The 22,167-nt window shown below is 32.4% G+C and carries 10 protein-coding genes and 3 pseudogenes; 3 read left to right on the forward strand and 10 right to left on the reverse strand.

What is annotated here, in order from left to right; translation table 4 throughout:
• Positions 1-205 precede the first annotated feature (205 nt).
• From D2833_RS02370 to D2833_RS02390, 4 genes and pseudogenes are all read right to left on the reverse strand, one after another.
• Complete coding sequence (locus D2833_RS02370) at positions 206-2,206, reverse strand: FIVAR domain-containing protein (RefSeq protein WP_027333182.1); 2,001 nt, start codon at positions 2,204-2,206, stop codon at positions 206-208.
• 306 nt (positions 2,207-2,512) lie between these two features.
• Positions 2,513-4,561, reverse strand: a complete 2,049-nt coding sequence (locus tag D2833_RS02375) for an FIVAR domain-containing protein (RefSeq protein ID WP_011113671.1) — start codon at positions 4,559-4,561, stop codon at positions 2,513-2,515.
• Between the two features lie 317 nt (positions 4,562-4,878).
• A complete protein-coding gene (locus tag D2833_RS02380) occupies positions 4,879-6,972 on the reverse strand; it encodes an FIVAR domain-containing protein (protein WP_027333183.1) in 2,094 nt (697 codons plus the stop codon).
• 352 nt (positions 6,973-7,324) lie between these two features.
• Positions 7,325-7,585: pseudogene (locus tag D2833_RS02390) on the reverse strand (hypothetical protein); the annotation flags it as partial.
• A gap of 302 nt (positions 7,586-7,887) precedes the next feature.
• Between D2833_RS02390 and D2833_RS02395 the strand changes: the two are divergent.
• Both D2833_RS02395 and D2833_RS02405 read left to right on the forward strand, forming a co-directional pair.
• Entirely contained in the window at positions 7,888-10,071 is a 2,184-nt protein-coding gene (locus D2833_RS02395; RefSeq protein WP_231992395.1) for a hypothetical protein, read from the forward strand.
• 227 nt (positions 10,072-10,298) lie between these two features.
• Positions 10,299-11,558, forward strand: a pseudogene (locus tag D2833_RS02405) (IS256 family transposase).
• 294 nt (positions 11,559-11,852) lie between these two features.
• Here the strand turns inward: D2833_RS02405 and D2833_RS02410 are convergent.
• From D2833_RS02410 to D2833_RS02430, 6 genes and pseudogenes are all read right to left on the reverse strand, one after another.
• Positions 11,853-14,117 carry a GA module-containing protein gene (locus D2833_RS02410; protein WP_117274041.1) on the reverse strand — a complete coding sequence of 755 codons (2,265 nt, stop codon included), beginning with the start codon at positions 14,115-14,117 and terminating at the stop codon, positions 11,853-11,855.
• A 391-nt stretch (positions 14,118-14,508) separates the two neighbouring features.
• Complete coding sequence (locus D2833_RS02415; RefSeq protein ID WP_027333299.1) at positions 14,509-16,695, reverse strand: FIVAR domain-containing protein; 2,187 nt, start codon at positions 16,693-16,695, stop codon at positions 14,509-14,511.
• A gap of 44 nt (positions 16,696-16,739) precedes the next feature.
• On the reverse strand, positions 16,740-16,874 hold the full coding sequence (locus tag D2833_RS04355) for a hypothetical protein (RefSeq protein WP_265736593.1): 135 nt from the start codon (positions 16,872-16,874) through the stop codon (positions 16,740-16,742).
• A gap of 153 nt (positions 16,875-17,027) precedes the next feature.
• Positions 17,028-19,009, reverse strand: a pseudogene (locus D2833_RS02420) (hypothetical protein).
• Between the two features lie 559 nt (positions 19,010-19,568).
• Positions 19,569-20,264, reverse strand: a complete 696-nt coding sequence (locus tag D2833_RS02425; protein WP_011113680.1) for a hypothetical protein — start codon at positions 20,262-20,264, stop codon at positions 19,569-19,571.
• A 7-nt stretch (positions 20,265-20,271) separates the two neighbouring features.
• Positions 20,272-21,336, reverse strand: a complete 1,065-nt coding sequence (locus D2833_RS02430) for a hypothetical protein (RefSeq protein WP_011113681.1) — start codon at positions 21,334-21,336, stop codon at positions 20,272-20,274.
• Between the two features lie 158 nt (positions 21,337-21,494).
• On the opposite strand from D2833_RS02430, the gene D2833_RS02435 reads away from it, so the two are divergent.
• Positions 21,495-22,166 (forward strand): potassium channel family protein, encoded by a 672-nt coding sequence (locus tag D2833_RS02435; RefSeq protein WP_011113682.1) that lies wholly within the window; start codon positions 21,495-21,497, stop codon positions 22,164-22,166.
• Position 22,167 lies beyond the last annotated feature (1 nt).

Genomic DNA, 22,167 nt, shown 5'->3' on the forward strand with positions numbered 1-22,167 from the left:
ATAAATCGCCATTATTTTCGCTTAAAAATAGTGGATCGGACTACAAAACAGATAGGAGTTTTTTTCTTCTTCTAGAAATAAAGGATTTTAACCGTTTTTTATTTTAATAAAAAATAAAAACATCAGTATTTTAGGTTACTGATGTTTTAACTTTAATAATTTTATTTAACTAACTTAGCGTTTGTTGATAATTTTTATTTTCTTATTAAGCACTTGGAGTTGCAGGTTTCATCAATGTAAATGTCAAGTTACCTAGATTCGGAGCTTTACCGCCATTTGTGCTTCTAATAACAACTTTATTTAAACCTTTATTTAAAGATATAGTTTGATTTGTTATTCTTGAATCTGTCATATTTGTAGTAAATGTTTTTAGTGTATTTCCAGGTCCAGAATTTAAGTTAACAAATTGCATAAAGTTATTTTCATTATTAGCTCATAATCTTAATGCTCTATTCGAACCAGTTGTGTAAATTCCACTCACATAATATTTACCTTCTGTAGGAGCATTTACATAAATTATAAGATTTCTTTTATCACCAATATTTAGAGGTGTATTCATCTGTGTTCCTGTACCACTATAAGTTCTTTTATTACTACTTCCAATGAAACCAACTAAATAGTAATCACCAGCATTCTCACCGTCTAAAGTCGCACCAGTGTATTTAGCAAAGAATGTTGAATAGTCAGCAGCTAGATTGTAACCTTTTAACAGGTCAACAGTTACAGAAGTTGATTCTTCTGATTTAGTAGTTTTGTTGCCAAAAATGTCATCATTAACTTTATCAAGATTATCTTCTGATGCAGTAATGTAAAAGTTACCAAACATAGGAGCTACTTTTTGAGCTGGAACAGTGAAATCAATTGTGTTTTCACCAAACTTAAGATTGGTTAAGATCGCTTTAGCTACATTAATAGTATCAACTGTTGGTGTAAGATTAGCTGTTGTTGCAGGAGTTGTCGTTTCTGGAGTTGTTTGCGTTGTACCAGCAGGAGAATCCATTTCTTCAGGATTCATTGTTGTTTGAGCTGTAAATTCTACAGATTTCGCTTCTGTGCCGTTTAATGAATAATTTAAACCAACAGTCGTACTTTGAGAGCTTTGAACTAACTTATAAGGAAAGTATAAATAAGCAGTTGTAGGTCCGTAGTAAGTGAATGATACAGTATATTTACTGCCATTATTTAAACTATATATTCATGATACATCAGTTAACGGAGCCGTATTGGCATCACCATTTTGATTATCAACTAGGGTGCCATTAATATTAAATACAGTTCTCTTAACGTAGTCTCATGCAGGCAGTGTTGAGCCTGAGCCGTTAACATCAACACTATAACCTACAAAGCTATAGTTTACTGGCTGCGAATTATCTGTAGGAGTTTCATGCTCCGTTTGTACTCCATCAGCCATCATAGGTTTTGGTGCAACTACGCCGCTTTTTACTAATACTTTTTTGCCAAATTTATTGAAGTACATATCAGCATTTTCTTTTCTAGAACCTAGATCGGCGACAGAAGCATTAATATTTGTATTCAAGTTAGTTACTTCATCCTTAGTGGGGCTCATACCTTCAACTGGTACTAATGTCTTTTTAACAACATCAGCTCCTATAGTATAGTAACCTTCTAGATTAGTTCTAATTGCACTATATTGAGTTGAATCTAATCCCATTAGATTATTATCTTTGTTATTTACATTGCTCTTCAACTCTTTGTATGCAGTAACTAAATCAGAATTTTGATCATCAAAGGTTTTTTTATCAGTCGAAGCTGTTTTAATTGCATTATCTAATGTTGATGTTGCTGTTTTAACTTGATCTAAAGTTGATGTTAAACTATCTGAAGTCGTTTTAGCAACTGTGTACGCAGAAGTCAAGTCAGCTTTAATTTTTGCATAGTCTGCATATAATTCAACAGTCTTAGATTCTTCACCAATTAAATCACTTAAAACTTTTTTAGCAGCAGTTAATTCTTGAGCTGCAGCATCCATCATATTTTGTCCACCACCTGGATTAGTATCTCCGCCATTCATACCACCACTAGGAGGGTTTGGCATTGGATCTGGTTTTGGTTCAGGCTTTGGATTAGGCTTTGGTTCAGGGTTAGGAGTTGGTGTAGCTGTTGAAGTACAACTAGCAGCTGCTAACATTACAAATGAACCAATACCTAATAAACTAACAAACTTTAAAATGTTTTTTCTCTTCACTTAAAGTTAAGCCAATAACTTACGTTCACCACGTCTATTATTGCCTAAAGAATATATAAAGTTCAGTAAGTAATAAATCGGGTTTATTTTCGCTCACTAGCTCAACCCGACACTCCTAAACTTCTAAGAACTTCTTCTTCTTCTTCTTCTTCTTCTTCTTCGAAAATAAAAGAATTCTGTAAATATTTATATCTAAACCAGATCTACATTTGCATCTTTTAATTAATAAAAAACCAGAACCGTTCGTCGTTCTGGTGCTAATAATTTTATTTAACTAACTTAGCGACTTATTCAGAGATAAGTGATTTATTGTTTAGGTTGAGAAGAAGCTGGAGCTTCACTTGTGCTATGTTCTGCATTTTCTTGTGTTGTTGTGTTTAAAGTAAATGTTAAATTACCAATATATGGAGTGTTGCCATTTGCAACTCCACTAATAACAATTTTGTTTAATCCTTTTTGTAAATTTAGGGTTTTCTTAGAATTTGTTGGTCTACTAGTTGTAGTCGTAGTATTAGAGGCTGTGTCAAAAGTTCCTAATGTTGTTCAATCAGTTTTTGCTGTAACTGAGATTGTAACAGAGTTATTTGACGTTCCATTGCTTCTTAAGAAGTTCAATGAACGAGCAGACGTTGTAGATATATATGAACCACTTATGTTATACTCACCTGCTGTTGGAGCATTTACATAAATTGTAAAGACTCTATCTTGATTATTAACCACAGGGAAGCTATTCACATTTTGAATAGACGGATCGTTCTTTCGAGCACCATTACCGCCAATTCAACCAACTAAATAAACAGGGTCTGTTGTATGAGCTTCTTGTAAACCAGTAAACCGGCGAATATATATAGAATAACTTGTTGAAAGACTATAACCCTTTAATAGATCAACTGTTATAGTATTATTATCAGCTATACTGTTACCAAAAATACTATTATAGATCTTGTCAGTATTTGCTGGATTAGAAGTCAAGTACATATTACCGATCATTGGAGCTACAATACCATCCCCGCTAGGAACACTGAATTCAATCGTATTTTCTCCAAAATTTAAATTAGATAAAGAAACTTTAGCAACTTTAATATCATTTACTGTTGGAGTTGGATTTGCTTCTTTAACAACAGCCATATCATTATTAGCGACTGACATTTCATTAGAAGAAGCCATTTCTGTTGGAGTGTGAGTAGGTTCAGAAACTGCGCTAGCAGGAGTAGTTGGCGCAAAGGTAATTGCTTGGACACTGCCTTCGTTTAATTTATATTGAAGACCAACTTTATCGCTTTGACTGCTGTTAACTAATTTATAAGGAAAGTATAAATAACCAGTTCTAGGGCCAAAGTAATTAAAAGTGAAACTGTATTTAGCTCCCGTACCTGTTAAATTATAAATTCATGAAACATCTGTAAGAGCTGGTTCTGGCTGAGCCCCATTTTCAGTTGTGGTTGTTGCTAATGGAGCTGTAGCTGAATCTCAAACTCTTCTTTGTGCAAAGTTTCAATTAGGAAGATTGTCACTAGCAGTTACCGCGTTAACACTAAAAGCAACAAAACTGTAATTACCTGGTTGATCGTTAGCAACTTGTGAATCGTTTCCTGCTGTTAAATTTGTTTTAACCAGTACATTTTTATCAAAAGCGGAAAAAAGATTTTCTGCGCTAGTTTTTCTAGCAGCTAATGAACTAACAGCACCCATCAATTCAGTATTAACCTTTTCTACATCTGTTCTCATAAGATCATTTCCAGTAGCAGGTATTAATGTTTTATTTACAATTTCACTAGCTGAATTATATAAAGAATTTAGGTTGTCTTTTATACCACTATACTGAGGATCATTTAGAGATTCTAAATTAGTAGTTTTACTCTGTAATTCTGTTTTTAGATTGTTGTAAAACTTAATTAATTCAGGATTCGATGCATCAAAAGTTTTCTTTTCACTAGCTGCTGCATCAATAGCTGTTTGTAAAGTTGATGTAGCACTTTTAACTTGCTCTAAAGTGGCGCTTGTATTATCTGATGTAGATTTAGCAGTTGTGTATGCAGCTGTTAAGTCATTTTTGATTTTGGCATAATCAGAATACATCTCAACATTTGCGTTCTTGCTAGCTAACAAACTAGTTAAAGCAGTTCTAGCAGCTGCTAATTGCTGAGCAGAATTATCCATTCCTCCGCCATTCCCTGGATTAGTATCTCCACCATTCATACCACCACTAGGAGGGTTTGGCATTGGATCTGGTTTTAGTTCAGGTGTTGGGTTAGGTGTTGGGTTGACCGATGTAGTACAGCTTGCAGCTGCCAACATTACAAATGAACCAATACCTAATAAACTAACAAACTTTAAAATGTTTTTTCTTTTCACTTAAAGTTGATCTGATGAATTCTTAAAAAATTAAAAATTCACAATGTAAGAATATATAAAGTTCAGTAAGTAATAAATCGGGTTTATTTTCGCTCACTTGCCCAACCCCATACCCCTAAACTTCTAAGAACTTCTTCTTCTTCTTCTTCTTCTTCGAAAACAAAAGGTTTTGTGAGTTTTTATAGTTAAAACCATCACAACTTATAACTCTTAACTTACTGAACAGAAAACCAGAACCGTTCATCGGTTCTGGACTAATAATTTTATTTAACTAACTTAGCTTCCAATGTTGATTTAACAACTTTAATTATTTGGGCTTAAGTACTAGAGCTATCTTGACTTGCATTTGTTGAAGAATTATTCAGAGTAAATGTTAAGTTACCAACAAATGGTGCATCACCACTATTAGTAGTTCCACTAGCAACAATAATTTTATTTAAACCTTTATTTAAGGTTAATGTTTTCTTCATCATATTATTTGCACCATCAACCTGAGTAGTTGTTTTTGATGTATCAAAGAAGCCTAGAGTAGTTCAATTATCTTGTTTTAGATTTGTTACTGTAACAACATTTTGAACCATGTCACCTGTTGAAAATTTTAAACCTCTTGGCTGTGTTGCGCCTGAAATATATGAACCACTAATATTATATTCACCACTTTGTGGAGCATTAACATAAATAGTAAGTGTTCGGTTAGAACCAGTTGTTAAAGGCCTTCTGGTTTGACTTCTTACATTATTAACATTACGAGGGTAACTGCCACCAATGAATCCAATTAAATAATTAGGTGTGTTTACTTGCGAATCTGTAGCTTGAGCACCAGCATTTGTTAAACTAGTAAATTGACCAACGTATACTGCAAAACTAGAAGCTAAACTATAACCTTTTAATAGATTAACTGTAACGCTTGATGAGGTTTGGTTAATTGTTTTGATATTTCCAAAAATATCATCATAAATATTTTCTTTACTAGAAAGATTTGAGGTAAGATACATATTACCAATCATAGGTGCTACTTTAGGACTTTGTTCTCCTGCAATTCTTGGAACACTGAATTCAATTCTGTTTTCACCGAACTTTAAATTAGATAAAGTAATTTTAGCAACGTTAATATCTCTAACTGTTGGAGTAGGATTCATTTCGTTATTAGCAGATGGAACTTCATCAGCTACTAAAATTTCAGATGATGCTGTATTTCCAGCATTACCAACACTTTCAGTTCGAGCGTCATTTGAACTAACATTTTCAGTTGCTCTTGTAGTTGGTCTGAAATTAATTTCCTTTGGACTTTCTTCATTTAAGATATATTGAAGTCCGACATTATCATTTTCATTAACTAATTTATAAGGAAAATATAAATTAGCTGTTGATGGACCATAATAAGTGAAATGAAGCGTATATTTAGCTCCTTCACCAGCTAGATTATAAATTCATGCTACGTCTGTTGATTCAGTAGGGTTTTGTACTAAATCAGTAGAACCATCAGCTCTAGCTGACCAAACTTGTCTCTGCGCAAAGTTTCAGTTGGCTAAATTTGTTTGATTACTAGAACCAGTATTTAAATTATTGCTATAACCTACAAAACTTCAGTTTCCAGGTTGTGTTTGGCTGTTTTCTGAAGAGAAATTTGCTCTTAAAAGAGATTTTTTTTCAAAATTGTTAAACTTATCTGCATTAGTTTTTCATTCCGTAAGTTTTGAAACAGCAGTCGTTATATCTTCGTTTGCTTTAGTAACAGACAGAACTTCAGGAACAGTTCCCATAGTAGGATCTAATGTTCTAGTTGTTATTGCACTACCTGCATCAAACAATTCGCTTACGTGGTTTTTAATACTACTATATTTATTTTCAGATAATCCTTCTAAACTAGTTGTTTTAGATTGTAGTGTAGTTTTTAAGTTATTATATGCAGCTACTAAAGGTTGATTAGCACTATCAAATGCACGTTTATCACTAGCAGCTTTATCAATAGCTGCTTGTAGTGTAGTTGATGCAGATCTTAAATTATCTAAAGTTGCACTTGTATTTTCTGATGCAGTTTTAGCTGTCATATAAGCAGTGCTTAAAGTACTTTGAATTTTGGCATAATCAGCATACAAGGCAACGTTGGTATTTTCTGTACCAAGTAGATCGGTTAGCGTTTTTCTAGCAGCTGCTAATTGTTGTTCTGGTGTGGTGTTCCCAGGATTAGGATTGTCGCCCATCATACCACCACCATTCCCTCGATTAGTATTTCCACCATTCATACCACCACCAGGATTTGGCATTGGATCTGGTTTTGGTTCAGGGTTTGGCTTTGGTTCAGGGTTTGGAGTTGGTGTAGTTGCTGAAGTACAACTAGCAGCTGCCAACATCACAAATGAACCAATACCTAATAAACTAACAAACTTTAAAATGTTTTTTCTTTTCACTTAAAGTCGAATTGACGAATTTGTAAAACGAACAAGTTCATCAAGAAAGAATATATAAAGTTCAATAAGTAATAAATCGGCTTAATTTTCGCCGATCAAACCAGCCCAAAACTCCAGAACTCCTAAGAACTTCTTCTTCTTCTTCTTCTTCTTCTTCTTCTTCTTCTTCTTCTTCTTCTTCTTCTTCGAAAACAAAAGGTTTTTATATTTTTTTTTAGTTAATCCACAATTAAATTCATTGCAATTTGAAACATAAAAAAACAACAAGATCATTTTAATAATCTAGTCGTTTAATAATTTTATGTAACTAACTTGGTGCTTTATTCAAATTTTTGGATATTCTGATTGGTTATTATGCTGCTGGGGCTGTATTATCGTTACTTTCAGAGGTATTGCTTGTTGTTTGAACATTGTTTAAAGTGAAGGTTAAATTACCAACAAATGGTGCATCACCATTATTAGTAGTTCCACTAACAACAATAATTTTATTTAAACCTTTATTTAAGGTTAATGTTTTCTTCATCATATTATCAGCTCCACTAACCTGAGTAGTTGTTTTTGATGTATCAAAGAAGCCTAAAGTAGTTCAATTATCATGTTTTACATTTGTCAATCCACAACCTAACCAAAATTCAGCTACCGAATCTCCAACTTCGCCATCTTCTCAGCCGTTACAAAGTTAATTAATACTAATATAAGATATCTAAAACTAGCTATTAAATAGTTTTTATCTTCAAATAGGCAATTCAGTATCCAAAATAAGAAAGATCATTTTAAAAATAAATATATTATTTTAAGCTAGATAGACAAATAACCGATTATCTGAATATAAATTTAATTAATTTTAATATTTCATTTTTATTTTAATAATTAGGTTTATATATAATATTTAAGTTAACGAAAAATATGAAAACGATGAAATATATAAGAATTGCTAGTTTGCTAGGTCTAGGTTCAATTATGAGTTTAGGGGTGACTAGTTGTTCTTTAGTCGTATCAAAAAGCATAAAGGCAATTAAAAAGCCGGATGACCCTTCTAATAAATTACCAAATAAAGATGACAATAATATCAATATTGACACTAATCAAATAACAGATTTACAATCTAATAAATTACCAAATAAAGATGACAATAATATCAATATTGACACTAATCAAATAACAGATTTACAATCTGCTAAGACTATTTTAAGAAATTTAATTACCAACCAATCAGCAACCACTGAATCATTTGATGATTATGCCAAGATAAAAAATTCATTATCTAGCGCATATACTTTAGCCAATAATGTTAGCAATAACTCATCTGCATCTGTAGATGAGTTGAAAAATGCAATTAGGGATTTGCAAGCAGCGATTAATTCGGCTAAAAATGAGAAGCAAGATTTTGATAATAAACATCCAAATCTAGTGCAAAGATACAATGCAATAAAAACATCTTTAAGTTATCAACAAGATATTTTAGATCGATTACAAGATGCAAACTATAGTTTGATAAAAGCTCATGTAACTAATTTATTTAGTCAAGCACAAGTAATTATTAATAATACCTTAGTTCCTGTGAATGATGCTGACGCACCGATTTTAGAAAACCTTCAATCATTAAATAATAAAATTTTATCATCAGCAAGACAAGAACTTATCACAACACAAATAAATAAGGTAGATAATTTAGTTAATAGATTCGAAAAGTTTGCATTAAATAAACAAGGTTTAAGCGGAGTTGATGCTACAAGAAACAATCCCCAACCTTGGAACTACGGATTTGGTGGATATAGTGTAGATCTTGGCACTGGAGAGCTAACTCAACCAAAATCTAATACAATAAGCACCAAATCAGTTCTTAATTATAGTTATTATAGAAGGATGTTTTGGCAAGATAATACAACATTATTATCAAACCAAGATGGTTTAACTGATGTTTCTTGAATTTATGGATTATTTGGTTCTGACGCTAAATATTCATTTACTTTTAACTACTATGGACCAATAACTACAGGCTATTTATATTTCCCATATAAGTTAGTTAAATCTGGTGATAGTGTTGCATTGCAATATAAGTTAAACAACTCTGATCCAATAAGTATTGATTTTAGTGGTCCAACAACTAATCCAGCACAGACGGGTGCTGGAGCTGCTGGCTCTGGAACTAGCAATAATGGATCTGCTTCTGCAAGTGGTAGAATGACCAGACAAGCTTCTTCAAGTGAAGCTTCTACAGAAACACCAGCTTCTACAAGTATGGTAAATCCAACCCCGACAGTTAGCAACATCGATGTAGCCACTGTTATGTTAACTAATTTGAGATACGGTTCTAACACTATTGAATTTAGTTTACCAGCTAATGATTCAACTAAAGTAGCTCCAATGATTGGTAATATGTACATTAGTGGATCGGCTAATAATAAAGATAAAGTGTACAATGATATCTTTGGTAATCAATCTGCGCAAGAAAGTAATAGTATTATAGTTAACTTTGCAACTGGTTATAATCTTGCATCTGATTATTCGACCTTCATAGTTCCATATACTAGTAATTTAGCAAATATCAGTAATTCGCAAACAACTAAACAATTTTTAATTGATTTTGTCGGTGGTTCAACTGTTAGAGGTTTATCTAACAACAATAGTAATAGTTGATATAATAATGGAATTAATCCGCAAAAAGCACCAAGTTCAACACGTGCTAATAGAACATTTATCTTTTATGTTAATGCACCTCAAACCGGTGATTATTCTCTAAGCGCTCCATACTATACATCAAGTACGAGAAATTTAAGTTTTTCAGTAAATAATCAAACGAGAGATAATAATCTGATAAATATAAACAACTTATTATCATCAAGACAAAAAAATCCATGAAGACGAAAAAATGGTGCTTTAAGACAGTTTGATACTAGTCAAGCAAATGGCGACGGAGATGCTAGACAAAGTGTTAGTGATTCTACTTTAACATTTTCTCATTCAACATTGCGCTTAACAAAAGGTATTAATAAGATTGTGGTTAATGGTGGTTCTAATGGTAATCATGCCCCGTCATTTGGTAATGTGACTTTTAGATACGTATCATCAACATCTAGAAATGGTGTTCGTTCATAGATGGTGGAATAACTTTAGATTAGGCTTACCAAGAAACTATGATTACAATAATTCAATTTAAAAAAAGAATTATTGTTTTTTTTATGTCAAATTTTTATTTATAAGGAACGAATTAGATTATTTTGAAGCATTGAAAGAAGTCAATGCACCTAATTTAATTTTGTATAAAATTGTCGATTAAATTTAAAAAAGAAAGGTAAATATAATTTAATAAACGGTAAACAAGAATAAATTCAAAAGACGAACAAATGAAACAGATTCAAAAATTAATTGTCGATTTGTTAAACAATTTGGTCCTAGTAGTGGAAAACAACTATTAAACATCACTGATTATATTGCTAAGCCTGTTTTACAGGCTCTGGTTGATGGTGAACATGTTGGCAAACTAGAGTTATTGAGAGAAAATGCTGACAATGATGAGAACGTGTATCAAAACGGCTCATACACTAGAAATGTTAAGTAAGGTCAAGAAGAAATTCCCATAAAAATGAAAAGAATTCGTGGTGAAAATCAAGACTCTCAAATTATCCCGAAATATCAAAGAATTATCCATGATAAGTTTATCTTAGATGTTCTTTCTTTAGCTTCTACTCGTTTGTCAAACAATCAAATCGCTGATCAAATAACGTCAATGTATGGGTTCAAAGTAAGTCCTAGCGTAATCTCAAATTGTATCCAAACTGTTCAAGATGAGATGCGCGATTGGCACGAAAGACCGCTAGAAAACAACTACCCAATCATAATGATTGACGGTAAGGTTTTTAAGATCAAAACTGAAGAAGGCGGACGCTCAAAGTACGTAAATAAAACGCTTTATGTCGTGGTAGGAATCAATGCGGATGGTCAAAAAGAGCTTATAGCACTATACGTAAGTAACACCGAATCTGCTACAGAATGAATGAACATTCTTGATAATTTGAAAGAACGCGGCTTGTCTGAAGCATGTATTATTGTTTCAGATGGTTTAAAGGGTTTGAAAGAAGCGATTGAAAACGTTTATCCAAAAGCAATGCATATTACTTGCACGGTTCATATGATTAGAAATGCTGCAAAATATGTATCTCATTCTATGAAGTCCGATTTTTTAAGAGACTTAAAAAACATATATGGAGCAGACAATTGAGAAAGTGCAAAATACAGCTTCGAATATTTAAAAAATAAGTGAGGCGGTTCGAACAAGCGCGCAGTTGAAGTTGTCGAAAGAGCGATGGACAACATAGAAAAACTCTTTAGCTTTTCTAAAGCTTTACGGACATTAGTTTATACCAGCAACATAGTTGAAAATTATAATTCAGTAATTGGGAGTTTCCTAGCTGCTAAAAAGTCTTTTAATAACATAAATCAGCTGTTATTAGACCTATATGTACATTTTGGTTACAATCCAAGATATAAAAAAACTAAATCAGAAAAGTAATAGAGTGAGAAATTGATATAGAATATATGAAGAGTTAATGGATGTATTTCCGAACTTACTTAATAAAAACTAAAAGTTCGAAAAAATCCAATTACACAAAATTAGCTTCGTTACCTTATTTTCGCGTAAAAACTGTTGATTATACTTCAAAACCAATAAGAGCTTCTATCTTCTTCTAGAAATAAAGGTTTTTGAACGTTTTAATATTTTATTCCAAAATAAAAGATTGTTTTTTTGTAAAAAAAACATCAGAATTTAACTCTGATGTTTGATATATATTTTGTTAACTAACTTGGCGTTTATTTTATTATCGATTTATTGTCGCGGTACACTATCACAAACTGCATTAGTTGAAAAACTAAAAACCTTATTGAGCTTCACTTGTTGAAGCTGCTCCTAATCTAACATCTTGTATAGGTCTTACAAATTTAGTTAATGGAATTCTAATTAAGAAAGTATTTAATCAACCTTCCCTGGTTACACCGTTAACTGCAAAATATACTGCACTTGAGTCTCCATTAACTTGTTGTAAGAATACGTTGTTGTCGTTTAAATTTCCTATTCTAAGTTCTTTGTTGTTATGAACTTTAGTTATAGCAACTCCGTCATTATCTGTTACAAGTCGAGCTTTAAATTTAGGGTCAAATTTGTTAACGTAGTTAATTATTGCTTGTAATAATGAAGTTTGAGTGTTATCTCTTACTAATAATTCTTTGAATTTAGTGTTAAGGTCACCATCTAAATTTGAGGTTCCGTTAATTGAAGTATTATTTTGAGATCCTACTTGAGGGAGCTCTGCATCTAACTCAATATTTGGCCCGGTGTAGTTTAAATACACATTAACATTTTTTATAACTGTTGCATTATTTGGTTCAGTTGGACTTCCTGGCGCTGCTGAAAATGAAGTTCCTTGTGTTGCAAATAAGTTTGTATTTGGATCTGTTGCTTTATATATATTTCTAATAGTTAGTGTAACTGTTTCAGAAGAATCACTTGCTTTTTTATAGCCTTCTTTAGGAGTTAAGGTAAAAGTTACTTTTGGTGTGAGAATAGTTCTTTGGTTCATGACTAATTCATCCCAAGAAATTGTAGGATTTGATAAAGTCATATTCTTGAACTTTTCTTCACCTAATTTTTTTGTCAGCTGCTCTGCTACAAGACTTAGTTTATCTTGGTTTTGATTAAATCATGTAGTTAATATTAATGCGTTTCTTACTTTTCAAAAAGGATACGCGCTAGTTGGAGATTCATTATATTCTCTATTCATTGTCGCAACAGCAGTAGGTAGAGCTGTAGTTACAATTTTAGGCATAAACCCGTCTCAATATAGTGTACGACCCTCAACTAGTTTGTAGTATGCTGTCTTATTAGTTGTAGTATCACCATTTAGTGCTGCAGTTTGCGTTTTAAGATTTGTATCTAAGGTTTTTAGATAAGAAACTGTTGATGCTAAATCAGCTGTTGGAGTTTGTGCTGCAGGAGCAGTTTGCATAGTTGAAGTTTCTTCTGTTCCTGTTGCAACTTTAACTATAGCTGATGCTGTCACGCTAGGTGAAGTTTGCGTTGTTGTTGGAGTAGCTGCTTGAGCTGGAGCCATTACGAAGTTTTGTAGTTTGAATTCTGATTTGTCTCTATCTTTGGTTCAAGCTCTAGGGTTTGGAAGCGCGTCTCCTTCTGGAGCAGGAACCATAATTGATTTAGCTGTTCATTGGAATGCTGGAAATACTGATGAAGCTTTTAATAATGCATCGTCAAATGCGCTTTTGTTATCTGCGTCATAGTATTTTTGTGGGTAGTCCACTTGCATTTTTAGACCATCTGATACTAAAGTTTGAAGAGATTCTAGTGATTCTTTTAACGATGTTAGGTTAGCTAACATTGTTGTAGCTTCAGTTGCATGATCTTTAGTTAAAGCATCTACTTGTGTTTGTAGTTCAGCTTTTAAAGCTGGGCTTACAAGAGATTCAAGTTCTGTAACTTTAGCTGCAGCGTTTGTTTTAGTTTTAGCAAAAGTAAGCTCTGGCATAAGTGCGCTAACTGCTGCATCTAGAGCTGATTTTGCAGATTCTAATGTAGCTTTTGTTGTGTCTAAATTGCTTGAAGCATCTAGATTTTTAAGTTTTGTTCCATCTTCTAGTAATGCTGTTGCTGCTGTTAATTTTGCTTCTAAAGTAGTTTTAAGATCTTGGCTTACATTTGTGTATTGTTCTTCAGCTTGAAGTGTTTTAGCAGCAGTAACCGATCCGCTTAATGCTTTTACAGCTGAAACAAGAGCTTCTGCTTTAGTTTTTAAATCTCTGGCTGCAGGTCCTGTTGTAGTTGCATCAACTTGTCTTTTTAATGCTTCTTTAACTGAATCTGATAATTCTGCTGAAGCATCAATAACAACTTTAGCTTCTGTTTTAGCAGCTGCTAATTGCTGAGCAGAATTATCCATTCCTCCACCATTCCCTGGATTGGTATTTCCACCGTTCATACCACCTATCATACCACCACCATTACTAGGAGGGTTTGGATTAGGTGTTGGGTTTGGAGTTGGTGTAGTTGCTGAAGTACAACTAGCAGCTGCTAACATTACAAACGAACCAATACCTAATAAACTAACAAACTTTAAAATGTTTTTTCTTTTCACTTAAAGTTAATCTGATAAATTTTTAAAAGACAAAAATTCATCAAGAAAGAATATATAAAGTTCAATAAGTAATAAATCGGCTTAATTGTCATCCATAAAAACAGCCTGAAAACTTAAAACTTCTAAGAACTTCTTCTTCTTCTTCTTCTTCTTCTTCTTCTTCTTCTTCTTCTTCTTCTTCTTCTTCGATGTTTAAAGGTTTTTAGCCATTTTATATAGTGAATACAACAACTAAATTGCTTGCTTAAACAGAACAAAAAAAACACCAGAACCGCTTTAACGATTCTGGGCTAATAATTTTATGTAACTAACTTAGCGACTTATTCAAATATAAGTATTTCTTTCTTACTTTTCAGTTTTATCATTTTGTTCTAAACCAACATAATTATGATTAAGCAGCAACTTGAACACCATTAGATGAAGGACTACCACTAGTTTCTGCTTCACTAGCCGTATTAGAATTAGAAGCAGGCATACTAGTACTTAATGTAAATACCAAGTTTCCAATATAAGGAGTGTCCTTATTATTAGTTCCTCTAATAATAACTTTATTTAAACCTTTATTTAGGCTAAAAGTTTTATTAGCTGTTTGCATACCAGTGTTTCCAGTAGTGCCATTCGTGATATTTGTATTATTAGCAGTATCAAAAGTTGCCAATGTGTTTCAATCACCTTTACCTTTAAGATTTATTTCCACAGCGTTATTATCGCTTGTTGAGAATCTTAAATCTCTATTATCTTTTGTAAGATATGAGCCACTAATAGAATAATTACCAGCTTCTGGTGCATTTACATAAATGATAAATGTTCTTTTATCACCGGTTTCGTTAGGAGTAGTAATATTTTTTGGAACACTATCAGCATCTGTGCGAGGTTCATTACCGCCAATTAACCCAATTAAATAAACGGTTGGAGATTTCATAGTAGCGTTTTCACTTACTTGAGTTTCTTTATTCAAATATGTAAATGCACGAATGTATTCTCGATAACTAGCTGCTAATCCATAACCTTTTAATAGATCTACTGTTACAGCATTGTTTTCAGCTACACTGTTACCAAAGATATCGTTGTACACTTTATCAAAATTATTAGGATTTGAAGAAAGGTACATATTACCAATCATTGGCGCTACTTTAGTAGAATCACCTGTTGGAACACTGAATTCAATTGTGTTTTGACCAAGCTTTAAATCTGTTAATGTAATTTTAGCTACATTAATACTATCAACTGTTGGAGCTTCGTTCATTGTAGTAGTTTCAGACATCGTCTTAGCAGCAGAACTAGAGCCTTGTTGGTTGGTTTCAGAAGCAGCTTCTGGTGATTGTTGTCCTGCAGGTGCTGCTGCTGGAGCTGATTGCTTTTGTTGTCCTGTAGAACCAGGAGAAGATGCTGAACTCGCATCTGAAGATCCTGATTGAGTTGTTGTTATTTCTTTGGTTGCTGCAGGCTTAAATTCAATAGCTTTAGGAGCAGTTCCATTTAATGAATATTGAAGCGCAACTTTATCCTCTTTTTTAACTAACTTATAAGGGAAATATAAATAACCATTTGATGAAGCACCATAATAATCAAATGTTAAAGTGTATTTAGCATTTGTACCACTTAAACTATAGATCCATGATACATCAGTTAAAGGAACTGAATTCTGAGATTCGTTGTCTAAAGGAAGATTATTACCACCTGTATTAGTTCACACTATTCTTTTAGCAAAACTTCAGTTAGGACGAGCATTATTAGAACCTGTTGTTACGTCAACACTATAACCAACAAAGCTGTAATTTCCAGGTTGTTCTTGATTATTAGTTGTATCAATTCCTGTTAATTTATTTTTAACTAAAACCTCTTTAACAAAACCTGTAGCTAAAGTATTAGCATTTGCTTTTCAGGTTTCAAGTTTTGAAACAGCATTACTAATATTAGTATTAGCTTGATTTACAACTTCAACTTGAGGGCTATTTCCCATCTTAGGCTGAAGTGTTCCTTCAACAAGCGTTTTAGCAGTTTGATATAAACTATCAAGATTGTTTTTAATTGCTGCGAATTCAGCAGCCATTACAGAATCTAAATTAGATTTTTCATTTTTTAATGTTTCTTTTAAAGCATAATATGCTTTGATTAATTCAGGGTTTTTTTCATCAAAACTGGTTTTTGAATTAGCAGCATTAGTTATTGCAGTTTCTAATTTTGTTTTAGCATTATTTACTTCTTGTAAAGTTGCATCAGATTTATCTGAAATTTCTTTAGCTGCAGTGTAAGCTTTTACTAAAGTATCTTGAATATTTGCATAGTCAGAGTACAAACCAACTTTTTCACTTTCGGTATTTAATAAAGTGGTTAAAGCAGCTTTTGCGTCTGCTAATTGTTGAGCAGCATTGTCCGTTCCTCCACCATTCCCTGGATTAGTATTTCCACCCATCATACCACCATCAGGATTTGGCATTGGATCTGGCTTTGGTTGAGGATTTGGTGTTGGGTTAGGTGTTGGGTTGACCGGTGTAGTACAGCTTGCAGCTGCCAACATTACAAACGAACCAATACCTAATAAACTAACAAACTTTAAAATGTTTTTTCTTTTCACTTAAAGTTAAGCCAATAACTTACGTTAAACACGTCTATTATTGTCTAAAGAATATATAAAGTTCAATAAGTAATAAATCGGCTTAATTTTCGCTGATCACAGGATTCCCAAACCCCATAACTCCTAAGAACTTCTTCTTCTTCTTCTTCTTCTTCTTCTTCGAAAATCAAAGGTTTCACTAATTTTTATAACAAATTCAGAGAAATGTTTTTTAAAAAAATTCAAAATAAAAAAACATCAAAATCCCGATTGATTTTGATGTTAAATGACAAACAAAATAACTTATGTAAAATACTTAACTAACTCAGCTTGATTATATATATTTTCTATTACTAAGATGGATTTGAAACATTAGTAGTTTTAGGTTGGCTTTCATTAAGAATGAATTCTAAATATCCAAAATTTGGAGCATTACCCATATCTGCAGTAGCTCCACTAACTACTATCTTATTTAATCCTTCTACTAGAGTTAATGTCTTTCTACCAGTAGGATCAGTTGTAACTTGGGTAGGTCCTGTTGTTGCAGAGGTATCAAAGGTTCTTAATGTAATAGTAGAATAATTACCTGTAGACAATTGTTTTACAGTTACATTATTATTATTAGAAAACATATCTCCGGTACTGAATTTAAGATCTCTACTAATCCCTGAAGTGAACACTCCTTTAATATAATAAGCACCTGCTTTTGGAGCATTTACATAGAATGTATAAGTTCTTGTTTTTGGAGTACTAGCTACTGGAGATCTTTGCTCGTTTGTTTTTTCTGTTATCCCAGTAACATTACGAGCGCCAGTATTACCACCAACATAACCGATTAGATAATATTTTTGATCAGGCATCATTTTTCCATCTAAGGTTAATTGTTGGTCTGTATACCTTCCAACAAATGTTGATCAATCAGAAGCTAAACTATAACCACTTAAAGCATCAACTGAAATTATTGTTCTATTATTTTCAGTTGTAACACTATTACCAAAAATACTATTTTCGATTTTTTGTTTATTAGCTTCATCAGCTGATGAAGTAAGATACATATTACCAATCATCGGAGCTACTTTTTCTGCAGGAACACTGAATTCAATTTTGTTTGCTCCAAAATTTAAATTAGATAAAGTAACTTTAGCTATATTAATACTATCCACTGTTGCAGTTGGACCGTTGGCATTTTGCATATTACCAAAAGTGATTGCTGTTTCAGTAGGAATATTATTTAACTTATATTGTAAACCAACACTATCACTATTTTTAACTAACTTATAAGGGAAATATAAATAACCTGTTGATGGTCCATAGTAGGTGAAATCTAGCGTATATTTAGCTCCATTACCTGCTAAACTATAAATTCAAGAAACATTTGATAAAGGTTGAGCTGGAGTTTCGTCTGAAGCTGCAGGAGTATCAATCTTAGTTGGTTGATCACCACTTGTGAAAATCGTTCTCTGAGCATAGTTTCAGTTAGGAAGAGCTGTTTCTGAACCAGGAGCTGTAGTAGTTCCAGTTACATCAACGCTATAACCTACAAAACTATAGTTTGCTGGTTGTGCTTGATTATGAGTATCATCAGTTCCCATAATTTTTTCTTTAACTATTGTATAAGCTTTGAAATTAGCAAACTGATCAGCGTTCTCTTTTTGCGACATAAGAGTTTCGCTATTTATTACTTTTTCGATATTAGCAGTTCCATCTGTAATCATCTTAGATGTTGGAATCTCACCACTAATTGGATCTAATGTTTCTTTTATGATCTTTTCAGCTTTTAAAGATGCAGAGTTAATTTCATTTAAAATTGCGCTATATTTTGAATCTTTTAACTCCATTACAACAGCATCTTTTTTACCAACTACAGTTTTTAAATTCTTGTAAGATGTTAGTAACTCGCTGTGATCTTGATCAAATTTTTGTTTATTGCTATTAGCTGTATTAATAGCTGTTTGTAAAGTTGATGTAGCGTTCTTTACTTGTTCTAGTGTAGCAGATGAATTTTGAGAAGTTTGTTCAGCAGTTGTGTATGCAGCTGTTAAGTCGTTTTTGATTTTGGCATATCAGAATACATCTCAACATTTGCGTTCTTGCTAGCTAACAAACTAGTTAAAGCAGTTCTAGCAGCTGCTAATTCTTGAGCAGCATTGTCCATACTTTCACCACCACCACCAGGATTTGGCATTGGCTTTGGTTCAGGGTTAGGTGTTGGATTTGGCTTTGGTTCAGGGTTTGGAGTTGGGGTAGTTGCTGAAGTACAACTAGCAGCTGACAACATTACAAATGAACCAATACCTAATAAACTAACAAACTTTAAAATGTTTTTTCTTTTCACTTAAAGTCGATCTGATAAATTTTTAAAAAATTAAAAAATTCACCAATTAAGAATATATAAAGTTCAGTAAGTAATAAATCGGGTTTATTTTCGCTGATCAAACCAACCCCAGACCATAGAACTCCTAAGAACTTCTTCTTCTTCTTCGAAAACAAAAGGTTTTACCTTGTTTTTATCGTACTTACAACTACTTATCTTGGTTAATTTTAAATAAATCATATAAGAACAATAGAACCGTTCCCATAACCTAAAAATAAAAATAAAAATAAAACGATAAGTTATCCCATTTTTTACTACCCTAACCATTTCTAAACCCACAACCTTAACTAGATCTATAGCTTAACTAAACCTTAAAAAACATCTAAAATAACAACCCTTTAACTCAACACCATCATAAAACAACCAGCCCACAACCTAAACATAACAATTGATAAACCTAAACTAACTATACACCAACCCAAACCACTCAACCAACTTAACAATCAAAAAATCACCTCAACCAACACCCTAATAAAAGCTTGGTCAAGGTGAAATCATTCTTAAGATCTAACTAGTTTTTCTAACTAAAATAACTCCTAGATCTAGCTGCTAATAACCTCTGGTTATTGCTAACATTCTTTTTCTTTAACTTCTTTTGTTTCTTCTCTAACTCTTTTAAATAAACCCCATCATCACATTGAAGCACAAAAGAGAAGAAAGAAAAAGGGTTAATCTGGTTACGGGTAATTCTAATCGTGTTAAAGACTACTTCTTTAAACTTTCGATAAACAAAACTATACCAATAGATTAAATACAGATAACTAAAGAATAAGAAGATCCCAAAATTACCGACCATAAATAATGAGATAAACCTTTTTTGGTTATTTAGATCACTAATCGGATAAAAGTTATCAGTTAAAAAGATTAATAAGGTTACCCAAATCACAAACGATAATCAAACTGATAGATAAAGAATTAAAAAGATTAACCAATTATCCCCACCTGATTTCAGGTATTGGTTTTTTAGTTTGTTATAAACTAATTTTTCATTAGCTTTCTCACTCTTAAGAATGAAATAAAAAAACCCAAAGATTGGTACAATAAAAAACCAATTAAAGATCGTTTGCCTTAAATAGTGCTTAGCTTGCTTATTAGCACTATGATAAAAAAACTGTTGCCAGTTTAGATGATCTGCTTTTTTGATCTTGGCTAACTTATTATCTTGCCAGATCTTAGGTAAACGATTATTAATTGGGACTAATCTTTGTGGCACCATATCAGCTTTATTTTTTTATTACATTCTGTTGTTCATAATAAGAAGCATTAAAGAAGTTAATTAATACAGGTATCACCCATTGATAAAAGTAATGCTTAATATCATTCTTTTCTAGTTGTTTATCATTAATGATACTATATAAGATTGATGTAATTGGAAAACTAGGAATCTCTTGGGTCTTGTGATCAGGTATTTCTTCACCTAGATAATCATAATAGTTCTTAGTATCTGGTGAGTTAGTTTTCACATAGATACTTGTATAAGGACTAAGTGCTCCAGCTGATGATTCTAAAAAGATACTTGCATTAGTTAGTACTAATCCTTTAGTATTAGGATCAATGATCAGTTGAGAGTTAGCTGCTGTTCGAATCGTGATTCCTACTTTAGTAGGCACATTACCAAACAGTTTATGTATCGCAATTAGATCAGCTTTAGTTACTGAACTAAAGGCGAAATTATTTTTATCAACATAATAAGCCCCATCGATCTCAGCATGGTACTGTTTAAAAAACCCACTAGTGATCCCAATCTTTTGGTACCTATATAATAAGATTCTTTGGGTTAGTTCACTTAACCATGATTGGTGATAGATCGGATAAAACGACATGAACGAGTTTAGTAGATCTAAAAATAGATCGCGATCCATATTTTTATAAATATATTCATTAAACTTAACCCAATCACTTGGATCAATATTAGCACTTTTTAACCGTTCAACTAATTTAAACGGGTAATTGTCATAAACCGTTTTAACAATTCCATTATTCTTATCACCATCAGTCTGGTTAGGTGAATGGAAGTCTTGAACGATATTTGGGATGATCGCGTGAGGGTTATCTTTTAATAACTTCTCTTTAGAAGCTGCTAAAAACAACTTCTCTTTAATAATTCTTTCGCGCGTCTCGTCGTTATTCTTTTTATTATTATACAACCCAAATAGCGGGATATTAGCTAACGGCACAGTCGTAGCAACCACTAAAAAACCCATCAATCCTAATGTCACCTTAACTGGTTTCTTAATCTTGTTTTTTCTAAGCTTTTTATTAGCTGATCTTTTAAACATAATGCTCATTGTTACTAATAACAGTTATTAAAAAAGGTTCAAGTTAATTTCCTTAAGATGTTAACGATAATGGTTGTCAATAGTTTTTGTTAAGATATCTTATTATATATAAAAATTAAGTAATCTACGATTTTTATTATATTAATATTTATAATATTATTTAGATTATGAAACGGGCAGATTATTGCGTAATTGGGATCGGTCGCTTTGGGATCAAAGTGGCCTCTAAACTAAAAGAATTAGGTTGTAAAGTACTAATTCTTGATAAAAGTAAAGAAAAGATTAATTTAGAAGCAAAACGGTTTGATTTTGCGATCCATTTAGATGCTACTGATATTATGTCGCTAGCAGATGTGGCAATTAATAACTTTGATACGGTGATCTTATCAGTTAGTAGTATTGAAGAATCAATTATTATTGCCACCAACCTAAGAGAGCTTAAGGTTAAAAATATTATTGCTAGAGCTAAAAACGATGTTCACAAACGGGTCTTAAAAACCTTTGGAGTCAAAGAAGCTGTGATCCCTGAAGAGATCGTGGGTGAAAATGTAGCGATGCGAGTAGTACACAGTATTAACAGTGAGATTATCTCGATTGATGAGGATATCTCTTTAGTTAGGGTGTATGCTAGCTCAAAAGATGTTGTTAATAAAAAACTAATTGATGTTGATGTAAGAAATAAAACTAAAGCCAACATCATCTCAATCACAAGAGAATACAAGAGTATCTATCCGATTACTGCTGATACAGTAATCTTAAAAAACGATCTGATTACAGCAGCTTGTAATAATGCTGATATCTCTAAGTTTTTAAAACTGATGAGTTCAGATAATTCATAAC

This window comes from Mycoplasmoides gallisepticum (assembly GCF_900476085.1).
GTDB lineage: Bacteria > Bacillota_I > Bacilli_A > Mycoplasmatales > Mycoplasmoidaceae > Mycoplasmoides > Mycoplasmoides gallisepticum.